Source organism: Enterococcus sp. DIV1639a, from assembly GCF_050530445.1.
GTDB lineage: Bacteria > Bacillota > Bacilli > Lactobacillales > Enterococcaceae > Enterococcus_B > Enterococcus_B hirae.
This window is the reverse complement of sequence record NZ_CP172886.1, coordinates 2,237,795-2,263,207: the sequence shown is the minus strand read 5'-3', so window position 1 is coordinate 2,263,207 and position 25,413 is coordinate 2,237,795. Positions and strand designations below refer to the sequence as shown.

Sequence of the window (25,413 nt, the reverse complement as noted above, 5' to 3'; positions counted from 1 at the left end):
TTATTCTTCCTCCTGTGATGCGACGATTTCGCGATACTCAACGGAATCCTTCAATAAATCTTCATGTTTCCCTTGCGCAACGATCTTTCCTTGATCCATCACGAGGATCTTATGTGCTTCTTGAATCGAGCGGATTCGTTGAGAAATAATAATGACTGTCGTATCTAGTGAGGTTTGTAATGCTTTTCTTAAGTTAAGATCGGTTTGATAATCTAACGCGCTTAAAGAATCATCTAAAATCAATAATTCAGGTTTGGCAATTAACGCACGTGCAATCGTTAGCCGTTGTTTTTGACCGCCAGAAAAGTTTTTTCCGTTTTCCATTACTTTTGTTTCTAATCCTTTAGGAAGTTGTCGAACAAACTCTTCTGCTTGAGCAATTCTAAGAGCTTCCCAACATTCTTCATCTGTGGCATCTTCTTTTCCCCATTGAAGGTTTTCACGGATGGTTCCAGTGAATAGAACAGCGGTTTGAGGAACTTGTGAGATTTGGCTTCTTAAAGGATCAAGTTTCCATGAGCGAACATCCACGTCATCAAAAGCGACGGAACCTGCGTTGACGTCATAGAAACGTGGAATCAATTGAGTTAAGGTTGTTTTTCCGCTACCGGTTGGTCCAATGATCCCCAAAACCGTGTTTCGTTTCAAAGCAAAAGTAATGTCTTGTAAAGATAATCCTGACTTTTCAGTATAACGAAAGTCGACATGTTCAAATTGAACGATATTTTCGGATTGGAAATTCGGTGTCAAGGCATCTTCTGCATCTGTCAGTGTAATGTCAGTTTCTAGGACTTCTTTGACCCGATTACCTGAAGCTTCGGCCCGGGTAAAGATAACGACCAGGTTAGATACGACGATCAATGCCAGTAACATTTGATTCATGTAATTGATCAACGCAAGGACTTGACCTTGTTGCAAATGTCCGATATTGACTTTGATCCCACCAACAGTCAACAAACAAATAATACCGATATTCATGATCAATGTGGTAGCCGGTGATAAGAGAGCTGAGATGTTTGAAACACGTAAATAGTTTTTAGCTAATTCATCGGTGTCCTCATCAAAAGTATCAATTTCTGTTTTTGTGCGGGAGAATGCCCGAATTACACGAACACCGCTTAGATTTTGACTAACCGTTTCATTTAAACGATCCAGTTTTTCTTGGACTTTTTGGTACAGTGGAATTGTTTTTTTGATGATAAAGTATAAAATGATTGAAAAAATCGGTAGGATAGCTAAGAAAAACAAGCCGATTTCCCAGTCAATCACAAAGGCCATGACGACTGAACCGATACTTAGAAATGGCGCACGGATCAATAAACGGATTACCATGGCTAATGCTAATTGGAGTTGGTTGATGTCGTTCGTCATTCGAGTGATCAATGTATCTGTACCAAAATGATTTAATTCACTATGTGAAAAGGAATTGATTTTCTTGATTAGTTGATTTCTAAGCTCAGTACCAAATCCTTGTGAAGCTATTGAAGCATAATATTGACAAATGATCGCACAAATCAATCCAACAACTGACATCACGACCATCCAGATCCCCATTTGGATGATCACACCACGATCATTCATCTTTAGACCGTTATCAATCAATGAGGCCATCAATAATGGCAAAATCAATTCAAAGACAGCTTCTAAGAATTTAAAAACGGGACCCAGAATGATTTGTTTACGGTAATCTTTTGCATAACGCAATAACTGAATCATATGATTCCTCCTAAAATATATTTACCATTAGCTAAGAAAAAGCCAAATAAATTTTCTCGAATTTCTTTCTTAGCTACTTAAACGGTAGGCACGGATTTAAGAGAAAGGGGAGTCAGTTGCAAGAAATTTCTGTCTATTTTACATTGATGACCCTTTGTCTTAAACGAGTACTTTCCTATGTATAAGTAGGTACTCTCACATTGTATCTTATGAAATTTAGAATGAAAAGTGAATAAGCCTTTTCATAAATGAAACTTTGAAGTGAATTAGCAAAAAAAGTCATTGACGAATCTCGTTTGTTTCTCCTTCTTTTTAGATAAAAATAGCTATTGACAAAATGAATGCGTTTCCTATGATGGAGAAGAGGTGAGAGAATGTTAAAAGAAGAAATCCAAGATTATTTAGAAAATCAAACGGCATTTATCGATTTAGCACAATTAAGTGATGTTTTTACAGCGAAATATTTAGCAGCATACTTTAAAGTGAAACGTAATACGGTCAGTCATTATCTTAATCAATTAAATGAAGCTGGCATTTTGGTTAAGATCAATTCTCGTCCGGTCTATTACTTTCATAAAATGGCTTTTGAACAGCAATTTTTTGCTTTAAGTAAAACGTATTATGCCTCAACTGAAGAAATTAGGGCTGAACAGCCTATTTTTTCAAGAAGTAAAGATCTTTTTTCTTTAGTGATCGGTCACGAAGCAAGCTTGAAAGAAAGCATTGAACAAATCAAAACAGCTCTTTTTTATCCAGATGGTGGGCTCCCTGTGCTATTAACTGGAGAAAGTGGTACAGGGAAAAGCTTCTTAGTCAATATCGTTTATCAATACTGTTTAGAACATGATCTCTTACCAGAAAATGCGCCTTTCGTGACGTTGAATTGTGCCCAATATGCCGACAATCCAGAATTGTTGACGAGTAATTTATTTGGACATGTCAGTGGAGCATACACCGGTGCGACACAAGATAAGGTTGGCGCTTTTGAGGCAGCCGATGGGGGATTATTATTTTTAGATGAAGTTCATCGACTTAGCCCTGAAGGACAAGAAAAATTGTTTACGTATCTGGATCAAGGGATTATTTATCGAATGGGAGAAACGAATCAGGGGAAAAAAGTCGATGTTCGGCTCTTCTTTGCTACGACTGAAGAAGTCACCAAACATTTTCTGCCCACTTTTATGCGTCGGATTCCTTTTAAGATTGATCTGCCTTCTTTACGTGCTCGTGGAAAAGAAGAACGATTGGAGCTGATTTATTCTTTTTTCTTAAATGAACAAAGAAAAATCGAGCGACCAATGAAAGTGAGTGGTCAAGTGCTGTCATTATTGACGAACCAAAGTTTTTCAGGCAACATCGGTGAATTGAAAAATAGCGTAAAAGTAGCTGTAGCCAAAGCATTCGCTGAACAAAAAGAGGAACAGAGCCTATCGATCAAACTCCAACATTTACAAAGATATCTTTTGAAGGTTCCCCATCAAGACAGCCCAGCCCAATCAGCTGTGTGGATCACTGAGAAAAAAGAATTAGCTCATTTGGTTGAAAAAAGACAACCAGAACAGGAGCGAATGATCCGCTGCTTTGAACAACTATTATTGACCTTTAAGAAAAATAGCGCGACAGTAAGTAACTGTGAGGAAAAATTAAAAGAAGAAGTCGTTTATTTATTTGATTTTTTACTCTTTGAAACGAGTCGCCAAGAAAAACATGAACTACTAGTCTACTGGTTGCACTCCATTCGAGAAACGCTAAAACAAATGGAAAGTGCCTATCAGATCAAGTTTGATGGTAACAGCGTATATGCACTAAGTTATTATCTCTATCAAAGAAGCACAGTAAAGTGGTTACCAGAAGATGGAGAAATCGAACAATTGATCAAGGAACTAGACCGCCAGTTAGAACTAATGTATCCAGCAAACTATCACTACGCCCATCGGATCTTGGAATTGACACAAGCCAAGTTAGATTTAGAAGTTACTTTATTAGATCATATTTTATTAACGATCTATTTGAGACGGACGAAATGGACAAAAGAACAAAGTGTGCCTAAAGCAATCATTGCTGCTCATGGTTATGCTACCGCTAGTAGTATGGCAAACGTCGCTAATCGACTGTTGGGAAATGATCTGTTTGAATCCTTTGATATGCCCTTAGATGTGACACCCCAACAAATTGCGGATGAAATGATCGATTACAGTAATCGTCATGATATCTCTAATGGACTGATCATTTTAGTTGATATGGGCTCGCTAAAAGAAATCCATCAACTATTCAAAGATCAGGTCTTTGCCCCAATCGTTATTTTGAATAATGTGACAACACCATTAGTTATCAGTATTGGAGAAAAAATGCAAAAAATGACTGATCTGGAAGAAATCGTCAAGGAAGCGGTGGCCTCCTTGGAAGCAGAGTGGACGATCATTTACCCTCAAAAAAATAAACAAAAAGCATTACTGATCACTTGCATGACGGGGATCGGAACGGCTGTCCATATGAGTGAACTACTTGAAAAAAGTTTACCAGCAAACAGCGCACTTAAAATCATCCCTTATGAATACCAAGTATTAACACAAAGAAAATTAACGGAATCGGTTTTTTCGATGTACGATGTGATTGGCATCATTGGGACAACGAATCCTCAAATCGACACGATGCCATATCTTTCGTTAGAGTCATTGATTTCAGGAGAGAAAATGGATGAACTTGTTCAATGGCTGGCTCCTATTTTTTCATTGAAAGAACAAGCTAACTTTGATCAGCAATTTGTCCGAAATTTTTCATTAGAAAAAGTACTGGAGTCGGTGACGATCCTTGATACAGAAAAAGTGATGACAGAAATCGAGCTGTTTATGCGTGAATTGGAGATGCGTTTTGATAAGAACATCACGACGCCACAAAAGATCGCCCTTTTTGTCCATGTCAGTTGTTTGATCGAACGATTGATCAGGCAGATCCCGATTGAAAGTTACCATGGTCAAGAACAGTTGTTACAGTGTCAAAAAGAAACCTTGGATCGAATCAAAGAAGCATTTAGTGTCATCGAAGAACATTATAGTGTCACGATCCCACCATCAGAAGTCGCTTATATTTATGATATTCTCGAAAATGTAGAGGATAAAATAGGCTCAGAAGAAGAATTTTAATCGTAAGCAAGATACCGCCACTATGTTGGCACGTATCTTGCTTTATTTGTAGTGAGAGTAAGAAAGAGGTGGAAACATGGAAAGAACAATTATTCTAGCCTCCCATGGACGTTTTGCTTCAGGGATTTTAGATTCTTTGGAACTTATTTTTGGTAAAACGCATTCGATCCTAGCGTTAGATTGCTATGGAACTGAAACGTTTGATTTAGCAAAATCAGTGCAGCAATTGATCAACGATCATCAAGGGCAGGAGTTGATCATCATCACTGACTTATTTGGTGGCAGTGTAAACAATGAATTTTTGCAGTACATTAACCGACCGAATATCTACTTGATTGCTGGTTTGAATCTGCCATTGTTGATCGAGATTGCCACAAAAATTGAGACAGCTGATTCAATCGTTGAATTGATCCATCAGGTATTGAATGATTCAAAAGAAATGATCCAATTTTGTAATGAAAGTATCGAAAAAAAAATGGAAGAAGAAGAATTTTAGGAGGGATTGGAAATGATTATTTTAACAAGAGTCGATCATCGTTTATTACATGGTCAAGTCGCTTTTTCTTGGACACAGTCAATTGGCGCAGATTGTATTTTGATCGCAAATGATGATGTGCCAAACAATGAAATACGCAAAACAACCATTAAGCTGGCAAAGCCACAAGGAGTGAAACTAGTGATCAAATCGATTGAAGATTCGATCGCTGCATTACAAAGTGGCGTAACGGATAAATATAAACTATTTATCGTAGTAGAGTCTGTGAAAGATGCGTATCAATTAGCAAAAGCTTGTCCACAGATCAAGCAAATCAATTTAGGTGGGATTAAAGCAAAGGAAGGAACGCGGAGTCTAGGTAAAGCGGTCAACGTATTACCTGAAGAAGAAAAATTGTTGGAACAAATGATCGCTGATGGGATAGAAGTAGAAATTCGTCAAGTACCAGCAGATAAAAAAATAGCAGCAAAGGAAGTCTTATGAGAAAGGAAGAATAAAAGATGATCCTACAAGCAATTCTTTTAGGTCTGGTTGCCTTTATTGCGCAATCAGAGTATGCGTTAGGAACTTCCCTGCTTTCTCGTCCGATCGTAACGGGATTATTTACAGGGATTGTTTTGGGAGATGTAAAAACAGGTATTATTATGGGAGCAACTTTGGAATTAGCTTTTATTGGCTCATTTTCAGTTGGAGCATCGATTCCACCAGACGTTGTGACCGGTGGAATCTTAGGAACTGCATTTGCCATTACTGCAGGAGCAGGAACAGAAACAGCATTACTATTAGGGTTACCAATTGCGACACTTACCCTTATTTTAAAAAATGTTTATTTAGGACTATTGATTCCGATCATGAACCACAGAGCAGATCGTTATGCGGAGGATGGGAATTATAAAGGGGTCGAACACATGCACTTATTAGCTGGTTTCGGCTTGTCATTGATGCTTGGTCTGGTAGTCATGATTTCTTATTTAGTCGGAAGTCAAACGATCGGGAATCTCTTAGCGAAAATACCAGATTTTGTGCAAAACGGATTGACCGTTGCAACTGGGTTGATTCCAGCACTTGGATTTGCCATGCTGGCACGTTTATTGATCAATAAAAAAGTAGCACCTTATTTCTTTTTAGGCTTTGCTGTAGCAGCTTACTTAGAGATTCCAGTAACAGGTATTGCCATCTTTGGGGCGATCTTAGCCGTCATTGTCGTCAATATCATGAACGTACGTCAAGTATCCGTTCAAACTTCAGCAGGGGAGGTAGAAGAGGATGAAGACTTCTAATCAAGAAGAACACAAAGTGACCAAAAAAGAATTGAATCAGGTCTTTTGGCGCTCATTTCAAATGGAATTTTCATGGAACTATGAAAGACAGATGAATATGGCCTATGTCTTTGCCATCATTCCCATCTTGAAAAAGCTCTATCATACTAAAGAAGAAATGTCAGCAGCGCTTAAACGACACTTGGAATTTTTTAACACGACACCACATATCGTGACCCTGATCTTAGGGATCAATGCAGCAATGGAAGAAGAAAATAAAAATGACCCAGAGTTTGATGTAACAGCTATCGATAGTATCAAGACCTCACTAATGGGTCCTTTAGCAGGGTTAGGCGATTCATTCTTTTGGGGAACGTTGCGTTTGATTGCGACGGGTGTTGGGACTTCGCTAGCACTACAAGGAAATATTTTAGGACCAATTTTATTCCTTTTGATTTTCAATATCCCTCATGTTTTGTTTCGTTACTTGGCAACAAGTTGGGGCTATCGACTAGGTACTGGATTTTTAAAGAAAATCCAAGCAAACGGAATGATGGAAAGTTTAACGTTAGGTGCTTCAATCATTGGATTGATGGTAGTTGGCGGGATGACTGCGACGATGATCGATATCAATATTCCTTTGAAAATCGGAACAGGTGAAAATGCCGTCACGATCCAAAGTATTTTTGATGATATCGTTCCTCATATTTTAAGTTTAGGTGCCTTTGGAGCAGTCTTTTATTTATTGAAAAAAGAAGTCAAACCATTGATGATTTTGATTGGATTAGCTATTTTTGGGATTGCTGGTTCATGGATCGGTATCTTTTAGAAAAGGAGAGAACAAGATGGTCACAATGCTTGATTATATTCATGAAGAAAAAACAGCTTTATCAGCGATTCTTGAAAAGAATGATTCGTCACTTCATGTGTCTTATCAAAACATGCAACACGTTCTGATTCTGGCGACAGGTTCTTCGTATAATGCTTGTCTTGCTGCAAAGCCGGCACTAGAAAGCTATGGAGACATCACTGTGGATATCCAAGAACCTTATCATTTTAATCATTATGGGAAATTGTCAGAAGAAGTTGATACAGTCATCGCTGTTTCTCAAAGTGGGAAAAGTGCTTCGACAGTCGATGCCATCCAAAAGATCCGATCATCAAAACGACGGACGATCGCTTTAACTGGAGATGATCAAAGTCCGATCACCAAAGAAGTGGATCAAGTGATTGACTTGAATATGGGCGTGGAAAAAGTGGGGTTTGTTACCAAGGGCTATTCAGCAACCGTTCTTCAGTTGATTCTCTTAGGTCTAGCGATTGGAACCAGTAAAGACAGAATAACAGCAGCGCAAAAAGAAGAAAAACTAGTTCAACTAAGAGAAATCGTGATGAAAATTCCTCAGATCATTGCGCAAACAGAACAATTTTTTGAAAAAAATGAAGCACTCTTTCGTGTAGCAAAACGATTTATTGCGATCGGGTATGGACCGAATTGGGGAACAGCGAAAGAGTTTGAAACCAAGTTTACGGAAACTGTTCGGGAACCTTCCCAAGGCTTTGAATTAGAGGCATACATGCACGGTCCGTATTTAGAAGCCGATCCTGGTCATATTCTATTCTTCTTGGAAACCGATAGTGATAGTCAAAAACGTTCCCAGCGATTAGCACAATACATGAAACAATATGTTGGACAGGTCATTGTTGTAACGACTGAAGGAGAAACGACTGAGAATCAGCTTAGTCTGGGAATCACTAGCGAAGAAGATCTTTCTGTTTTAGCTTTAGTTGTACCGATCCAAGTTTTGGCTTATAAAATTGCGACTGCCAAAGGGATCGATTTAGGTCAAAGAATTTTTGATGATTTTGATGAAGTATTAAAAAGTAAAATTTAAGAGGTGGAGACTATGTTAAAATTCAATGAACAAAAACAAATCGAGGATATCAATGGGGCGCTAGCTTTACGTCCGCAAGTGGAACAAATCATTGACGGATTGGGAGAGGGATTCGATGCAATTTATTATTTAGGAATCGGCGGAACCTACGCATCAGCGATGCAAGCTGTGACTTATATGAATGGTAAAAGTAACCTACCTGTTTATGTCCAACATGCAGCAGAATATTACACAACTGGCAACAAACGCCTAACAGAAAAATCAATTGTTGTCTTGTCTTCAGTTACTGGTACCACGCAAGAAGTCGTGCAAGCGGTCAAAGAAATCAAAACAGTGGGTGCGACACTGATCGGGTTTATTGATACAAAAGAGAGTATTCTCGCTGAACTTTGTGACCATACGATCACTTATCCTGCACCTGGAACCGAACAAATCAAATTCTTTATGGTCGCAGATCGTTTGATGTATAATCATGGCGAATTTGAAGACTACGAAACCTATTATCAACAATTAGAAGAGCACTTAGCAGTTGGCTTAGTCGAAGCCGAAAAACAAGCAGATGCTTTTGGATTAGCGTTTGCTGAAAAACATCGTCATGATTCGATGCACTATTTTATCGGTGCTGGGAACCAATGGGGCGCTGTCTATTCTTATGCGATGTGTTATTGGGAAGAGCAAAGTTGGTTGCCTTCTAAATCGATCCACGCTGCTGAATTTTTACATGGTACGCTAGAAGTGATTGAAGAAACGACACCAGTGACGTTGTTCTTAGGAGAAGATGAACAACGTGTACTTGCAGAAAGAGTCGCAAACCTATTACCAAAAATCTGTGCAAATTATACATTGATTGATACAAAAGACTATCCAATTGAAGGAATTGACGAAAGTTATCGTGGACGTGTCCTTTCTTATTTGCTGATGCATGCGGTGACACAACGAATCGATGCACATATCGAGCAATTAAATTGTCACCCCTTAGAAATCAGAAGATATTACCGTCAATTTGAGTATTAAGCGACACAATCAGTTCTAAGAGGAACGATTTCGTAAAATAATAAAATAAAACATACCAATATGAATCGTCTGTCAGTGAGATAAGCGGTTCATACTGGTATGTTTTTTGGTTATGACATGGATCAAGTGAGCGATTTGATCTGTGTGTTGATATGTGGATAGAAGAATTTTTATGAATTGTTTGATAAGTCAGTTAAGAGATTACGAGGTTGGATATTCGCATCAATCACATTGTAAAAGGCATTTGAAGTATCATTCACATCCCAAACGGCTAAGATGACATGATAACCGAGATGATCACCTGGAATAGTGATCGTGTGTGTTAGATTTGTGTCGGCATCTTTCCCGTGACCGTCTACCTCACCTATAAATTGAAATTCATCGCGGGATAATGGTTTGTTTGGATTCCAATTATTTTTCGTGATATAGTAATGCCATTTAGCTGTTTTATGCGCGGCAGTATAAGACCAAGTGAATTTCGTTGGACCAGTTGAAAGGTTTTGTTTTGTCCAAATAGTAGCAGTTTGTTTGTCTAATTCAAATCCTTTGACACCATTTGCGGAAGCAATTTTTCCATCTGCAGGTCCACCATTTGGGAATCCTTTAGGTGCTTCTAGTGATTGTGGCTCAGTAATTATTTCACCGTATTTTTCAAGAGCTGCATGCCAATTCTTCTTACTGTCTAATTCTCCTTGATAGGCACGACTGATAGGTTTCTCCACATAACCGTGAGCATCCACATTAACTGTCGATAAGGCAGTTAAACCAGTTGTTGCTAAAACGAGACCTAATCCTACGACTAAACTTTTTTTCATCTTGATTCCCTCCATCAATTGCTTATTATGTGAAATAAATTTTTTCACAAAAATAGTATAAAACGATAGGAGAAGAGGGTTAAATATTGTTTGTTATTGCAACAAAAAAAGTATGGTTCCTAAAAAAGTTCGCTCAGTTCGCTATCATGAAAAAGCATTCGATAAAAGATAACTTCTTTCTGATACGCTCTTATTATTGATGAGTGGCAAAAGTGAAACGAAAAAGATCCCACGATGTTGAGCCTAGCAATACTAGAACTACCCATCGTGGGAAAGATTGAGCAAATGTTTTCAATAAACAGTAAAGAAAATGAAGAATGATTGATTGTTCAGTTAAAGAGAATCACATGGATTCATTTAAATCATTTAAGATACTACGAGGTTGGATATTCGCATCAATGACATTGTAGAAGGCATTTGATGTATCACTTACATCCCAAACTGCTAAAATCACATGATAACCTATCCGGTCATTTGGGATCGTAATGGTGTGAGTTGGACTCGTGCTAGCTTGCGCACCTTTTCCTTGGACTTCGCCGATCAATTGAAGTTCATTGCGAGAAAGTGGTTTATTCTGGTTCCAACCTGGTTTAGTGATATAGTAATGCCATTTACTAGTTGGGTGTGATTGCGTATACTTCCAAGTGAATTTTGTCGCTCCCCCTGTTAAATTTTGTTTCGTCCATAGACTAGAAGTTTGCTTATCTAATTCAAATCCTCTTGCACCATTTGCAGAAGCGATTTTTCCATCTGCTGGTCCACCTTTAGGGAATCCCTGAGGAGCTTCTAGTGATTGTGGTTCATTAATGATCGGACCATATTTTTGAACTGCGAAATCATAGCCAATGTTTTCTTTATCCAATTGACCTTGATAGGCACGGCTAATTGGCGAGATAACATAACCATGTGCTGAAACATTGACGGAAGATAATGTTGTCAATCCTGTCGTTGCTAAAACCAAACCTAACCCTAATAAAGAACTTTTTTTCATATTATAACTTTCCTCCAAAATGATTTTTATGAAAAGGTTTTCTTTTCATGAATTTAGTATAACGAGGAGAACAGTAAGCTTAGATTGTTTGTCTAGCATTACAACAAAAATAACATCTTCCGGTTCGTTATTGTTAATTAGCTTTGTTTTGTAAACTGCTTTCAATCAATGAATTTTTGAGATTACTAAAATATTCTTTAGCATTAGTCAAATCTAACCACTCAAAAAAACGAAGACCCTTTTCGATTTCCGGGATGGCTGAATGATCGCCATCTGCTAATCGATCCAAAGCCGCAAATAATTTATACTGGGCAAGATCAATTGACTGTTTGTGGTTTTGCGTTAATCTTTTCAGTTCGCATAGAAAAAGTTTTCTAAGAATCGCAGAATGACGGTTAAATGAGAGGCGTAAACCATTAAGAATAAAATTAGAGAAAAGTTCTGAATAGTAGGTAGCGTCTATGTACGTTTTCATTTTTGATACACTGGTTTGAAAGAGATGGATGATGTATTGATCATCAAAAATAAACAAACAGTTTGAAAAAATCGTTAGTTCAAAATGTCCCCAGGTTTCAATTTTTTCAAGATAATTTTTGATCACAAAAATTTCTTCTTCTATTTTCAAATTGGTATCAGTATGGTTGTAGAGGTAGTTCATAATCAATTTTCGTTGGGCATAAATCAAACGATAGTAGATGCTGCCTGTTTTTTCGTATTCGTTTAGTAGTTCTAATTCTTGTTCGTGAGTGATTTTTTTGGATGAGATGAGATAGTTGGTTAATTTTTGTTTATTCGTAAGTGAATTGCTATTAAGAAGAAATTGATACTCTTCTAAAGTAATGTTCATTCGTTCAAGGTAGTTAACTAATAGTTCAAAACTGATCTTTGTTCCTCTTGATTCAAACGCTGCAAGGGTTCCTCGTTGTGAGATACCTCGTGTCAACTGTTCTTGTGTTAAGCCACGTTCTTTTCTTAACTTACGAATCAGAGACGAATGGTTAGTCATATCTTTATCCTCCTAGTGTTTTTTTATATATATTGTAGATGTTTTTTTAAATATATCACAAATGTAATAAAATTTAAATAAAACGTCATTTTTGCGCGCTTTTAAAGAAAAAGTGCGTAATCGATTATTTGGGTGTTGCAATACTATGCAAATAATTGTAATCGTTTTAATTGGTGGTGTAATATGTTATGTAATAAAGAATAATGGAGGCGGTTTGATGAAGAAAAAACTAGTATTATTTTCTGTAGGCGTGTTTAGTGCAATAGTAAGTGGAGGTACGACGGTTTTTGCAGCTGATGCAGCAGACACGATGCCTGACCTCGCGAATAAACAAATTGCAGTCGGATACTATCATAACTGGCAAGCGGAACAAGGCGCAGGCTATCAAGGAGGTCGTCCAGCCGACATTGATTTGGCCAAAATAAATCCTTTTTACAATGTAGTGACGGTTTCGTTTATGAAAGGAGAAGGGATTCCTACTTTTAAACCTTATAATATGACGGATCAGGCCTTTCGTGAAAAAGTAGCAACATTGAATGCGCAAGGGCGAGCAGTCATTATTTCTCTAGGAGGAGCAGATTCACATATTGAATTACATCGTGGCCAGGAACAAGCTTTTGCGAATGAAATCATTCGGTTAGTAGAAGTATATGGCTTTGATGGATTAGATATTGATTTGGAACAAACTGCGGTGGCTGCTGGGGATAATCAAACAGTCATTCCGGCGGCATTAAAAATCGTTCGTGAGCATTACAAGAAAGAAAACAAACATTTTATTATCTCAATGGCGCCTGAATTTCCATACTTAAGAACAAATGGGGCATATGTACCATACATTACAGCTTTACAAAATGAATATGACTTTATTGCCCCTCAATTGTATAATCAAGCAGGCGATGGGATTAGTGTTGGGACGGAATGGATTGCCCAAAACAATGACAATAAAAAGTATGAATTTTTGTACGGGATTTCAAAATCATTTAATGAAGGAAGCGGTGGCTTTATCCAAATTCCGGCAAGTAAACTAGCTCTAGGGATCCCAGCTAACGAAGATGCCGCAGCGAATGGCTATGTTAAAGATCCTTCAAAGGTCTACCAAGTATTTGAACAAATGACAAAAGATCAAACGCCATTAAAAGGAATCATGACATGGAGTGTCAATTGGGACGAGGGCAGAAATAAAGCTGGGATTGCCTATAATCAGTCGTTTGCGAATGCTTATCAAGGATTGTTCAAAGAGCAAGTACCAGATACTGAGAAACCTTCTAAACCAGAAAATTTAAAAGGAACCGCAACGCAATCAAGCATTTCATTAAGCTGGTCAGCTTCTACTGATAATGTGCGTGTTTCTCATTATAATGTTTATCAAAACAAACAACTCATTGGCACTAGTAACACAACCAATTATACGGTGAGCAATTTATCCCCAGACACAACCTATTCATTTACGGTTGAAGCAGTCGATACTTCTGGAAATCGCTCAACATCGTCTGACGTATTAACGATCAGAACACAAGCTGGTTCACAATTACCAGCCCCTTCGATGCCAACTGGTCTAGTAGTAAAAGGTGTATCGCAAAACTCTGTGACACTCGGTTGGTCTGCAAATGATCCGAAAGAAGAGGTCATCGGCTATGAAATCTATCGAAATGGCGTTCTATTAACAACCACGATGACACCAGATTTTATAGACAAGGGATTAATGTCTGATACGACATACACTTATCAAATCGCAGCAGTCAATTCTTCTGGTATTTCTAAGAAAAGTCAACAAGTGACAGCGAAAACGACAGCAGATAATCAAGCAGAAGAATGGAAAATTGGGAAATTATATAATATTGGTGATATTGTGACCTATAAAGGAAATCTTTACCGTTGTCGTAACATCCACATGGGACAAATCGGTTGGGAACCTGATGTGGCTTTAGCATTATGGCTGAAGATCAGTTAATAAAGTTAACAAAATAAAAAAAGAGTCAGAGTGCAGTATGTCAGGGCTATTACAATGAGGATGTAATGAGGACATACACATATAAAGCGCACTCTGATTTTTTTACATAAAATTGTCAGAATCAAAAAAAGATAAGCCACGCAACCATTTTACATGCTCTGATCTAAATAGTTATTTTCAGTTGTTCAGGATGAGAGAATAAACAAAAGAAGAAAACACACAGTTCAATCTGAATTCTGGTGTTTTCTTCTTTTATCATTTAGTAACGATCGTACAAAAGTGATGGGACAAACGATGCAACCCATATCGCTGGAATAAAAATAACTGAAACATTAATTAAAATGGCGGTGTAACAGACCACATATTCTAGCCCCCCTTTCTAGTTGATTCAATGATTATTTATATGATAATTATAACGCTTTGAATGACATAAAATTAAAATGTATCTTAATACAACAATGTCAAGTGTTAAACAAACTGTTAAAACGGGAAAAATAGTTTTCAACATTTAGAGTATCTATACTATAATAGTTACTATCAACTATTTGGAGGAATATCAATGAAACAAAAAATTGCAGTTTTAGGCCCAGGCTCTTGGGGGACTGCTTTAGCGCAAACCTTAGCAGAAAACGGACATGATGTTCGTATTTGGGGAAATGTTCCTGAACAAATCGATGAAATTAATCAGTATCATACAAATAAACAATTTTTACCTAACCTAAAAATTTCCGAAACGATTATCGGTTATAAAGAATTAGCAGAAGCAGTGAAGGATGTCGATGCGGTTTTATTCGTTGTACCAACGAAAGCCATTCGTTCAGTTGCTCAAGAATTGATTGAGAAAATGAATACTAAACCAATCATCATTCATGCAAGTAAAGGGTTAGAGCAAGGAACACATAAACGCATTTCTGAAGTTATTGCTGAAGAGATTCCAGAGGAAAAAAGAAAGGCAATCGTCGTGCTTTCTGGACCAAGCCACGCGGAAGAAGTTGCTGTTCATGATATTACGACCATTACTGCTGCAAGCATTGATCAGCAAGCGGCAATCTATGTGCAAGATCTGTTCATGAATGATTATTTTAGAATTTATACGAATAATGATGTCATCGGAGTTGAAACGGGTGCGGCTTTAAAAAATATCATTGCTATCGGTGCTGGTGCCATCCATGGATTAGGTTTTGGTGATGATGCAAAAGCGGCGATCATGACTCGAGGATTAGCGGAGATTAGCCGTCTAGGAGTGGCAATGGGTGCCAATCCATTGACATTTATTGGCTTGAGTGGTGTAGGTGACTTGATCGTGACTTGTACAAGTGTTCATTCTCGTAACTGGCGAGCAGGAAATTTGCTTGGTCAAGGACATAAATTAGAAGAAGTACTTGAGAATATGGGAATGGTGGTTGAAGGAGTCTCTACCACTAAAGCTGCGGTTGAATTAGCGGAACAACTAGGGGTAGAGATGCCGATCACACAGACAATCTACAATGTATTATATAATGGAGAAGACATCAAACAAGCAGCCAAAGAAATCATGTTGCGAGATGGTAAAATAGAGAATGAATTTTCATTAAGCTAAGGGCTTATATTGAAATGAAAGGACGGGGTGTATGAAAGTTAAGAAAGCAATCATACCTGCAGGTGGTTTAGGCACGCGTTTTTTACCTGCGACAAAAGCAATGGCTAAAGAAATGCTTCCTATTGTTGACAAACCAACGATCCAATTCATTGTTGAAGAAGCGTTAAAATCTGGGATTGAAGATATTTTAATTGTTACTGGGAAAGAAAAACGTCCTATCGAAGATCATTTTGATGCTAACCTTGAATTGGAATTAAATCTGCGTGAGAAGGGAAAACTCGATTTATTAAGTACCATCAAGGAAACGGAAGCTGTTAATCTTCATTTTATCCGACAATCTTACCCTAAAGGATTAGGGCATGCAGTTCTTCAGGCCAAAGCATTTGTAGGAGATGAACCATTTGTTGTCATGTTAGGGGACGACTTGATGGTGGATCAAGTCCCTTTGACAAAACAGCTAATGATGGACTTCGAGGAAACTCATTCATCAACGATTGCAGTGATGGAAGTTTTGCCAGAAGATACAGGAAAATATGGAATCATTGATCCTGGAGAGGAAGAAAAAACTGGGTTATATCGAGTAAGAAAAATGGTAGAAAAACCTACTCCTCAAGAGGCGCCTAGTAACCTTGCCATTATTGGACGCTATTTATTAACACCAGACATTTTTCCAATACTCGAAACGCAAACACCAGGTGCGGGCAATGAAATACAATTAACGGATGCGATTGATACATTAAATCGCCATCAAAAAGTCTATGCAAGAAATTTTAAAGGGAGACGATATGATGTTGGTGATAAATATGGTTACATGCGAACCAATATTGATTATGGGTTACAACATCCAGAAATCGGCGCTGCCCTTAAAGAGTATCTGATACAACTTAGTAAAGAGTTATAATTTCTAAACTAAGGTACTTTTACTTGGTCTTATCTAGTTCGTTGCTTAAATTTTAGTAAAATACTTTTTGTTAGCTATTAAAATAAACGTCATTTTTCTTATTATGTAGTAATATAAAAGAGTTATGGCAAAATTGACTTTTAAATACAGAAAAGGTGTGTAGCTTTGTATGGGAAAATTGATTACAATCGGTCAAACACTTCTTGATGGATTGAAATGGCTGATGGAAGGAAATAACTGGTTGTTTTTGACTCCATTGGTGCTAATTTGTGGATATGTTTTCATTCAAATGGCTAGAAAAAAAGAGAAATTATTGATTTTTATCTGGTATTTAGCAACAATTTCTATTTTAAGTGTTATGCTTGAACTTGCTTTAGGTGCGTGGGAAGCTATGATTTTTGCTTTGATATTTATCATAGGTTATTTCATCATCTTTATCCCTTATTTCTTTAGAGGCGTTCATATCGGCAAAAAAGGCAGACACACGGCTTCTCATCGCAGAACAAAACGATCAGATAAACGCTAAAAGCAGTGAGTTAAGAAAGTTGATCCATGTAGCTTGCAACTACGGTTATTGCTCGCTTGAGTTTTTCGTTAGAACAAAGCAATCGCTGGTTAAATCCATTTTATTTGGATGAGCGGTTGCTTTTTTGTCTGGTTTTAGGGTCTGAGTATGCCATTTAAGGAATGGGAGTTAGCGAAAAGCAGTAGGGGAGAGTCATCTTGGTAGGCTAAACAAAAAAATGATCATGACATGTTTAATTGTGGACGGCAAATTTATTTATTTAAGTAGATATTGGCTGTTATCATTGTTAAAAAATAAATCTAAAAACAAGAATCCTATCGTGATAGGATTCTTGTTCAGTTAAAAAAGTTGATTTATATGTCAAGAAAACAGACCATGGTTTTTTTATTTTTTCGGACTTGCACTTGTCTGATAGATTACTTAAAATGATTGAAGATAGAAACAGCAGAATAAAAAAAGGCTCCCTAATAGTTAGCGGCAACTAACTATCAGGGAATGACCAGTCACACGTATACACCCTGACCGATCATTTGCCATAGTCAATGCAAGGCATCGACCGTATTTATTGTACCTAATTTCTGGGGAGATTTCTACCCTTGTGTCGGTTTTTCGATGGTCGGTAGCTCGTTTATTTACTATGTCAAGGTATTGGGCAGTATGCTCAATGCCTTTTTTTATCTTTCATTTTCAAGTAAAAGGTTGATACGTCTTAACTGATTTCTTTTTTTATGCTTTAGCGCACTTGCTGTTTTTGTTGTGAAATTAAAGGTGAAGAAATAAATGAGTTTACGCTATTTTGATTATTATCAGCAACTAGAAAAGAAATTAAGAATCGAAGAACCCTTGATGGTTCAAGCTGCTTCTTTAATTGCTCGTCAAGTTTCATTAGGTGGACGTTTACAAATCTTTGCTAGTCGTACACTAAGCGGGATAGCATTTGAGTTTTGGGAGCATTTACCTGAAATGATACCGGGCAAGTTAATTGAAAATCCGGCAAATGGGATATATGAAACTTTGGAAGGAACGGGAAAAGCGATCATTGATCAGCTCTCTGTCAAACAAGCAGATATTTTTCTACTTCTTTCCAATGAAGGCAGGGATCCAAGTATTGTGGAGTTAGCTCAATGGATCAAGTCAAATGGTCATTTACTGATTATTGTTACTGGATTTGATCTCTCGCGAAGTATCAAATCACAACACAGTAATGGGTTGCGACTGTTTGAATTTGCTGACCTAGTATTGGATAACCATGCACAAATGAATGATACCGCTTTATCATTGTCAGAAGTTGAGCTTGCTCTTTGTGATAGTTCCTCTATCGCTACCATATTACTATTGCAGCAAACCCTATATTTTACAGTCTGCCAGCTGATTCGTTAGGGAACGTAAAAATAGAATGAATGGAAACATTGCCTTGAAGTAGATGAAAAAGGGACACTTTTGAATAAAACTAGGAACATTCGGCGATTTCTAAGTGTTAGTGTAAAAAGTAGAGCAAGGTAACCTCTTTTTTCAATAGTTAAAACAAGCAAAATATCACAAAGAAGAGACAAAAAAGAATTCACTTGAATTCTTTTTTGTCTCTTAATACACGTTGATGAAAGAGTCTTCCCCAAAACTCTTTACATTGCAATTATAGTACATTAGTTATGATTATTGCAATGAAGATTGTTTATAGATTAAAAAAAGTCTGAAGCAGCTATTTTTTCTTATAGACTATCTGTTTTTTTATTCGTTTTTTTTCGGATAAATAATGAATAAAAAATTCTATTTATATCGAATGTTGAAAAAATATGCATATTTTAAAAATGATAAAATATAATTGGTTTTTCTTCATAAATAATAAAACAAGTAAAGATATCATATGAAACTAATTGATTATATCCTTGCATCACAAAATACAAGAGAATTATTTAACTTTTTTTGGTTGCTTTTAACAAAAATAAAAAAGATTGCTTTAATAGATAATTAATGTGTTTAGCGTTTTTTTGCTGTATAATCTAATCTGATATTGATTGTTTTATTCATAAAAATTTAAAGATAGAAAGGAAGACTTCATAGTGAAGAAGCAAGTGTCTTCGGGGAAATCCAAACGGGATCTCACAAAAATGACGACACCCCATACTTATGTCATCATTTTTGGAGTGGTCATCCTTGCTTGGTTGCTGACATTTATTGTACCAGCAGGAAAATTTAGTACACAAGATATCGAATACCAAGATGCAAATGGAGAAACAAGTACGCGAACTGTATTACGCCAAGATTCATTTCGTTATGCTTATGCCTTGGATCGCTCCTATGTATTTGATCAATTAGAGAAGTTACAAAATGATCCGACGGAAAGAGAGAAATTAAAAGTCCCTGAAAAAGGGTTAGAAGAAGTGATTTCTGAAGGTGAAAAGAAATTAACGCAAGAAAAGTTAGATGAAATCTCTTTAACAGATGATGTACTTTATGATCAATTTGGCGAACGCATTTATGATACTTCAAAAAAACTCCATAAAACGGCTCGAGTATGGGGGACCGATGATTTTGGTGGTTTCGGATTTTTGAATTTTGTCTTTGAAGGGTTAGTTTCAGGAGACAAGTATGGATCGGCTGTCGGAATCGCTGCACTTATTTTAGTTGTTGGTGGTGCTTTTGGAATTATCATGCGCACCGGGGCAATTGATGCAGGGATCTATGCTTTCATCAGTAAGACAAGGGGACTGGAGCGTTTAGCCTTACCGCTATTATTTTTTGCTTTTTCATTCGGTGGCGCGACATTCGGCATGGCAGAGGAAGTCATTCCTTTTTCTATGGTGATGGTCCCATTTGTGATAGCTCTTGGTTATGACTCGATCGTTGCAGTAACAGTCACGTATGTCGCCTCTCAAGTCGGAAATGCGACTTCCTGGATGAGTCCGTTTAGTGTAGCAGTTGCTCAAGGGATCGCTGGCATTCCAGTGTTATCGGGTGCGACGTTCCGATTGATCATGTGGGTCGTTATCACAGCGTTATCTGCTGGCTATTTGATGATTTATGGGGAGAAAATCCGTAAAAACCCTGAAAGCTCATTGACGTATAAATCAGATGATTATTTCAGAAGTCATTTGAAAAAAACAACCGACGAGAAAAAAGCGTTTATGTTGGGACACAAATTGATTTTACTTGAAATGCTCATCGTATTGGTTTGGATCGTTTGGGGTGTTACGCAAGAAGGGTATTATATCCCAGAAATTGCTTCACAATTTTTTGTTATGGGATTAGTCGCAGGGATCATTGCAGTAATCTTCAAATTGGATGGCATGCGGATCAATGATATTGCCTCTTCTTTCCAATCGGGTGCTGCTGATCTAGCTGGAACAGCAATCGTTGTAGGGATGGCAAAAGGGATCTTATTAGTATTAGGTGGCTCAGATGCTTCTGTTCCTTCTGCTTTAAACACCATTCTACATGGTATCGGTACAGCTTTAGCAGGAGTACCAGCGGCTATCGGAGCGTGGGCAATGTATATTTTCCAAAGCCTGTTTAATTTAGTCGTGACATCCAATTCTGGTCAAGCGGCGTTAACGATGCCAATCATGGCACCACTTGCTGACTTAGTAGGGGTCTCTCGTCAAGTAGCTGTATTAGCTTATCAATTAGGCGCTGGATTTATGGATGCCTTTACCCCTGTATCAGCTAGTTTGATTGGTGTCTTAGGTGTTGCACGTATCGAGTGGGCAAAATGGGCAAGATTCCAAATCAAAATGCAAGGATTCTTTTTTGTCCTAGGTACTATCTTTATCATGATTGCGATAGCAATCGGCTTACAATAGCGAAGCAATAAAGTTAAGGCTAGTGAAGAATACACGAATCGTGTTTTTTCTGATGACAGAGGAACTCGATGCTTTTTCAAACTTACTAGCCAAAAAGTTGACTTATAGAAAGCAAGCCGAAGAGACTGAAAATAGTTTGTCTTATTTTCATTATTCTTCGGCTTTTTTATAATAAAAATAGTTACTTTTGAAACAAAGAAAACCAAAATATCGGTATGAGAAAGGATGAAGTCAAATGAAAATCATTCGTCAAATTGAGGTTTATGCACCAGATTATTTAGGGGTCATGGATGTATTGATTGCCGGGGATAAAATTATTGCGCTTGAAGAAGCGTTGAGCGGTGGCTATGCTGAGTTAGAAGTGGAAGAAATTTCCGGTAGTGGGAAAGTGTTGACACCGGGCTTTATTGATTGCCATTTTCACCTTTTAGGTGGAGGTGGAGAGGGCGGTTTTCAAAATCGTACGCCAGAAGTAACTTTAAGTCAATTGACGACAGCGGGTGTAACAACAGTTGTTGGGTGTTTGGGAACAGATGGTGAAGGTCGTGACATGACTGCACTTATCAGTAAGGCAAAAGGCTTAGAAGCAGAAGGGATCTCAACTTACGTCTATGAAGGTTCTTATCGATTACCAATCAAAACCGTTACGGATTCAATCATCAAAGATTTTTTGACAATTGATAAAATCATCGGAATTGGCGAAATTGCTGTTTCTGACCATCGATCATCTCAGCCTACATTTGAAGAATTTTCTCGAGCAACTGCTGATGCCCGAGTAGGAGGTATGTTGTCTGGTAAAGCTGGTATCGTCAATGTCCATTTAGGTGGAGGAAAACGTAAACTAGAGTTATTAACAAGGGTAGTTGAGGAAACCGAGATTCCGATTACGCAATTTTTACCTACCCATGCCAACCGCACGCCAGAACTTTTAACAGCTTGTATCGAGTTTGCGAAAAAAGGTGGGACAATTGACTTCACAGCGAGCGAAGATCCTGATTTTTGGGAACGAACAGATGGGGAAGTCCGCTTTAGTAAAGCTTTAAAACAATTGATCGAAGCTGGCGTTTCCCTTGATCATTTTACAATGTCATCTGATGGACAAGGAAGTTTACCTTACTTTGATGAAAAAAATCACTTTCTTGGTATGGGTGTCGGAAGCGCAAAATCACTACTGGTAGGTATCAAAGAAGCGGTAGAAAAAGAAGAGATTCCACTTGAAGTAGCCTTGCGAGCAATCACAGTCAATCCCGCTCGTGTGTTAAAGCTAGAGCGAAAAGGAACAATCAAAGTAGGGAACGATGCTGATCTATGTATACTTGACAAAGAAACCTTAGCCATCGAAACAGTGATCGCCAAAGGACAAGTAATGGTTGAAAACAAAGAAGTTAAAGTGTGGGGAACCTTTGAAAAAACGATCTAAGAGCATACTGTTTGTCTGTTTTTCAAGTTGATGATACCCTGATAATAGTTAGATAGTTAGAAATGAGAAATTTAAGGGAGGAATTAAGATGGCAGATTTAAAAGGACGTTCTGAAGATGCAAAAGACAAAGTAGTTGGTAAAGGAAAAGAAGCTTACGGTAAAGCAACAGATGATAAAAGCAAAGAAGCTGAAGGAAAAGCACAATCACTTGGTGCTGATATCAAAGAAAAAGCTCGTAATTTAGGCGATGATATCAAAGAAGGCTTTGAAGATGTCAAAGAAAAATTCTCCAAAAAAGATGATAAAAAATAGTTTCTCCAAAAGAGAAGTTTGGTCAAAACTTTGAGAATGATCCTCTGGTTTTGTCCAAAGCGAGTTCTTAAGGAAGATTGATTGTAAAAGACGATAGATTTGGTTTATTGTGTTTTGCACCTCTTATAGTTAGTAAACGAACTTTTGAGGTGCGCCACGATACCAATTCTACCGTCTTTTTTTAGTATGCGTTCCAGCAAATCTATCGATGTATTCTCTCGAATTATGATAAGTATAATTATAAGTCAATGAACTTAATAGAGCTTTGAAGTGATTTGTAGTAAGAAAGCTTTTATTGAGATCGAAAATCCTACTATAGTTATTCCTAAAAATATGGTAAAATAGACGGAGTATGTTTGTAACAGAAGAACGGATAAAAGTAGACAGTTTGTTAAATTGAGACTGTTTTAATCAACGACTTGAGGCAAGATTGGTTGTGCGTTATAAAACCATGCTTTTTTTCTTGAAAATAGCAGATGCTAGCGATTTATCTAATTTGTTGTATAATGATGGGGAGTAGTCGAATCCATTGTTTTCGACTTTTGTGTTAAAAATAATCGATTCATCGCTTTAATGAAACTTATTCAAAAATGGCAGAAGATAAACAAGAGGACTGTCAATCAGCTGCTTTTTCTTGCTAAGCAATAGAAGAAGTCAGCTAAAATTTTGTGAGTTGCTCATTGAGATGAATCATCTATTTAGTTAAAGAAGAGAATCGATGTCTTTAAACTTGGGCATCATAAGAAGAGGTGAAATTTGTGAGTACCATTAAAATTATCCCTTTAGGCGGCGTACGTGAAAATGGAAAAAATATGTACATCGCTGAAGTGGGAGAAGATATTTTTGTTTTAGACTGTGGTTTAAAATATCCTGAAAACGAATTGTTAGGTATTGATGTAGTCATTCCTGACTTTACGTATCTGGAAGAAAACATTGATCGGGTAGCGGGAGTCTTTTTGACACATGGACATGCAGATGCGATCGGAGCGTTACCTTATTTACTTTCTAAGCTCTCTGTACCAGTATTTGGAACCGAGTTAACGATCGAGCTTGCTAAATTGAGTGTGGGACGAAATGATGCAGCAAAAGGTTTCAAAGATTTCCATGTAGTCGATGAACACACGGAGATTGATTTTGGCGAGACGATCGTCAGCTTTTTCCGAACCACCCACACGATTCCAGACTCAGTCGGGATCAACTTGAAAACCAAAGAGGGCAGCATTGTCTACACAGGCGATTTTAAATTCGATCAGACAGCTATTCCAATGTATCAAACTGATTATGCTCGTTTGGCAGAAATCGGTAAAGAAGGCGTATTGGCATTACTTAGTGAATCAGCGAACGCTGAAAACTCAGTTCCTGTAGCATCAGAGCTGCAGATTGCGGATGAAGTCTTCGATACGATCAAGTATTGGGAAGGTAGAATCATCGTTGCTTGTGTGGCAAGTAATCTACAGCGGGTTCAACAAGTCTTGGATGCAGCCGAAAAGGCACAAAGAAAAGTAGTATTGACAGGGCAAGATTTTGAACGGATCATCCGAACAGCAATGCGTCTGGAAAAACTACAACTTCCGAGTGAAGATTTGCTTGTGACCTTGAAGGACATGAAGAAATACAAACCAGAAGAAATCATCATTTTAGAAACTGGACGGATGGGTGAACCAATTAAGTCGTTGCAAAAAATGGCCAATAAAACCCACCGTAATATCAAAATCGAAGAAGGCGACTTAGTCTATATCACAACTACTCCAAGTATTGCGATGGAAACGATGGTAGCTAAAACAGAGGATATCATTTATCGTGCAGGTGGTACGGTCAAATTGATCTCTGAGAACATGCGAGTGTCTGGACATGCGAATCCTAATGATCTTCAGTTGATGCTTAATTTGATGAGACCAACTTATTTTATTCCTGTTCAAGGTGAATATCGTGAATTAGCTGCTCATGCTGATTTAGCTCATGCCGTCGGGATCCCTTACAAAAACATTTACATCACAGGACGTGGTGATGTGTTGGAATATAAAAATAAACGGATGAGTGTCGCTGGAACGATCAGTGCTGAAAATGTGATGATCGATGGTTTAGGAATTGGTGATATTGGTAATATTGTGTTACGTGACCGTAAAATCTTGTCAGAAGATGGTATCTTTGTAGCTGTAGTTACTATTAGTCGCCGTGAAAAGAAAATCGTCTCAAAACCACAAATCACATCTCGGGGTTTCGTTTATGTCAAAGCTAGTCGTGATTTGATGAAAGAAAGTGGGACGATGATCGAAGAAATCGTGGAAAAACACTTGGAAAGTAACGACTTTGAGTGGAGTAAATTAAAACAAGACATTCGAGATCAATTAGGACGCTACCTATTTGAACAAACAAAACGTCGTCCAGTGATTTTACCAGTGATCATGGAAGCAACACAACGTAGAGGCAAAAAATAATTGAAACAATAATGGTATGGAAAAGGTCGTAATCTTTTAAAGAGGCGACTTTTCCATACCATTTTTTGTATCAGTTGAACCAAAGTTCTTGCTCGTTCTTTTTTTTCTATTTTTTTGTAAAATAAAAGAGAAGGAAATGGAAGGAAGATA

At 37.6% G+C, this 25,413-nt stretch carries 20 protein-coding genes; 16 read left to right on the top strand and 4 right to left on the bottom strand.

All coding sequences use genetic code 11. The annotated features are described in order from the left end of the window. A complete protein-coding gene (locus IGJ32_RS10360) occupies positions 1-1,716 on the bottom strand; it encodes an ABC transporter ATP-binding protein (RefSeq protein ID WP_342082122.1) in 1,716 nt (571 codons plus the stop codon). A gap of 374 nt (positions 1,717-2,090) precedes the next feature. Here IGJ32_RS10360 and IGJ32_RS10355 point away from each other — a divergent pair, with 374 nt between their 5' ends. From IGJ32_RS10355 to IGJ32_RS10325, 7 genes are all read left to right on the top strand, one after another. Then, a complete protein-coding gene (locus IGJ32_RS10355) occupies positions 2,091-4,859 on the top strand; it encodes a sigma 54-interacting transcriptional regulator (protein ID WP_207427166.1) in 2,769 nt (922 codons plus the stop codon). A gap of 76 nt (positions 4,860-4,935) precedes the next feature. Then, positions 4,936-5,355 (top strand): PTS sugar transporter subunit IIA, encoded by a 420-nt coding sequence (locus IGJ32_RS10350; RefSeq protein ID WP_010720759.1) that lies wholly within the window; start codon positions 4,936-4,938, stop codon positions 5,353-5,355. 12 nt (positions 5,356-5,367) lie between these two features. Next, complete coding sequence (locus IGJ32_RS10345; protein WP_010720758.1) at positions 5,368-5,838, top strand: PTS sugar transporter subunit IIB; 471 nt, start codon at positions 5,368-5,370, stop codon at positions 5,836-5,838. 17 nt (positions 5,839-5,855) lie between these two features. Beyond that, positions 5,856-6,635, top strand: a complete 780-nt coding sequence (locus tag IGJ32_RS10340; RefSeq protein ID WP_010720757.1) for a PTS mannose/fructose/sorbose/N-acetylgalactosamine transporter subunit IIC — start codon at positions 5,856-5,858, stop codon at positions 6,633-6,635. Then, entirely contained in the window at positions 6,622-7,443 is an 822-nt protein-coding gene (locus IGJ32_RS10335) for a PTS system mannose/fructose/sorbose family transporter subunit IID (RefSeq protein WP_010720756.1), read from the top strand. The genes IGJ32_RS10340 and IGJ32_RS10335 overlap by 14 nt, the downstream gene beginning before the upstream one ends. Before the next feature lie 16 nt (positions 7,444-7,459). Further along, positions 7,460-8,509 (top strand): SIS domain-containing protein, encoded by a 1,050-nt coding sequence (locus IGJ32_RS10330; protein ID WP_342082121.1) that lies wholly within the window; start codon positions 7,460-7,462, stop codon positions 8,507-8,509. Between the two features lie 12 nt (positions 8,510-8,521). Beyond that, positions 8,522-9,523, top strand: coding sequence for an SIS domain-containing protein (locus IGJ32_RS10325; RefSeq protein WP_010737180.1), 1,002 nt, complete (start codon positions 8,522-8,524; stop codon positions 9,521-9,523). Between the two features lie 170 nt (positions 9,524-9,693). Here the strand turns inward: IGJ32_RS10325 and IGJ32_RS10320 are convergent, their stop codons facing one another. The 3 genes from IGJ32_RS10320 to IGJ32_RS10310 form a co-directional block, all read right to left on the bottom strand. Further along, complete coding sequence (locus IGJ32_RS10320; protein ID WP_010720753.1) at positions 9,694-10,338, bottom strand: lytic polysaccharide monooxygenase; 645 nt, start codon at positions 10,336-10,338, stop codon at positions 9,694-9,696. 343 nt (positions 10,339-10,681) lie between these two features. After that, positions 10,682-11,329, bottom strand: a complete 648-nt coding sequence (locus tag IGJ32_RS10315) for a lytic polysaccharide monooxygenase auxiliary activity family 9 protein (protein ID WP_010737182.1) — start codon at positions 11,327-11,329, stop codon at positions 10,682-10,684. Between the two features lie 133 nt (positions 11,330-11,462). Next, on the bottom strand, positions 11,463-12,335 hold the full coding sequence (locus IGJ32_RS10310; protein ID WP_178285705.1) for a helix-turn-helix domain-containing protein: 873 nt from the start codon (positions 12,333-12,335) through the stop codon (positions 11,463-11,465). A 217-nt stretch (positions 12,336-12,552) separates the two neighbouring features. On the opposite strand from IGJ32_RS10310, the gene IGJ32_RS10305 reads away from it, so the two are divergent. The 9 genes from IGJ32_RS10305 to IGJ32_RS10265 all read left to right on the top strand — a co-directional run bounded on the left by IGJ32_RS10305 (position 12,553) and on the right by IGJ32_RS10265 (position 25,263). Continuing rightward, positions 12,553-14,286, top strand: coding sequence for a fibronectin type III domain-containing protein (locus IGJ32_RS10305; protein WP_034700588.1), 1,734 nt, complete (start codon positions 12,553-12,555; stop codon positions 14,284-14,286). A 559-nt stretch (positions 14,287-14,845) separates the two neighbouring features. Further along, complete coding sequence (locus IGJ32_RS10300; RefSeq protein WP_094940103.1) at positions 14,846-15,865, top strand: NAD(P)H-dependent glycerol-3-phosphate dehydrogenase; 1,020 nt, start codon at positions 14,846-14,848, stop codon at positions 15,863-15,865. A 31-nt stretch (positions 15,866-15,896) separates the two neighbouring features. Continuing rightward, complete coding sequence (gene galU / locus IGJ32_RS10295) at positions 15,897-16,766, top strand: UTP--glucose-1-phosphate uridylyltransferase GalU (protein ID WP_034700586.1); 870 nt, start codon at positions 15,897-15,899, stop codon at positions 16,764-16,766. Positions 16,767-16,935: 169 nt separating this feature from the next. Continuing rightward, positions 16,936-17,292, top strand: coding sequence for a hypothetical protein (locus tag IGJ32_RS10290; protein ID WP_010720747.1), 357 nt, complete (start codon positions 16,936-16,938; stop codon positions 17,290-17,292). A gap of 780 nt (positions 17,293-18,072) precedes the next feature. Beyond that, positions 18,073-18,672: an SIS domain-containing protein gene (locus IGJ32_RS10285; protein ID WP_010737187.1), complete on the top strand. Its 600-nt coding sequence runs from the start codon at positions 18,073-18,075 to the stop codon at positions 18,670-18,672. 680 nt (positions 18,673-19,352) lie between these two features. Continuing rightward, entirely contained in the window at positions 19,353-21,092 is a 1,740-nt protein-coding gene (gene yfcC, locus IGJ32_RS10280) for a putative basic amino acid antiporter YfcC (protein ID WP_010720745.1), read from the top strand. A 235-nt stretch (positions 21,093-21,327) separates the two neighbouring features. Continuing rightward, positions 21,328-22,512: a beta-aspartyl-peptidase gene (gene iadA, locus IGJ32_RS10275; RefSeq protein WP_088745467.1), complete on the top strand. Its 1,185-nt coding sequence runs from the start codon at positions 21,328-21,330 to the stop codon at positions 22,510-22,512. 88 nt (positions 22,513-22,600) lie between these two features. Beyond that, on the top strand, positions 22,601-22,825 hold the full coding sequence (locus IGJ32_RS10270) for a CsbD family protein (protein ID WP_010720743.1): 225 nt from the start codon (positions 22,601-22,603) through the stop codon (positions 22,823-22,825). 758 nt (positions 22,826-23,583) lie between these two features. Then, on the top strand, positions 23,584-25,263 hold the full coding sequence (locus IGJ32_RS10265; RefSeq protein ID WP_010720742.1) for a ribonuclease J: 1,680 nt from the start codon (positions 23,584-23,586) through the stop codon (positions 25,261-25,263). The last annotated feature ends 150 nt before the right edge of the window (positions 25,264-25,413 follow it).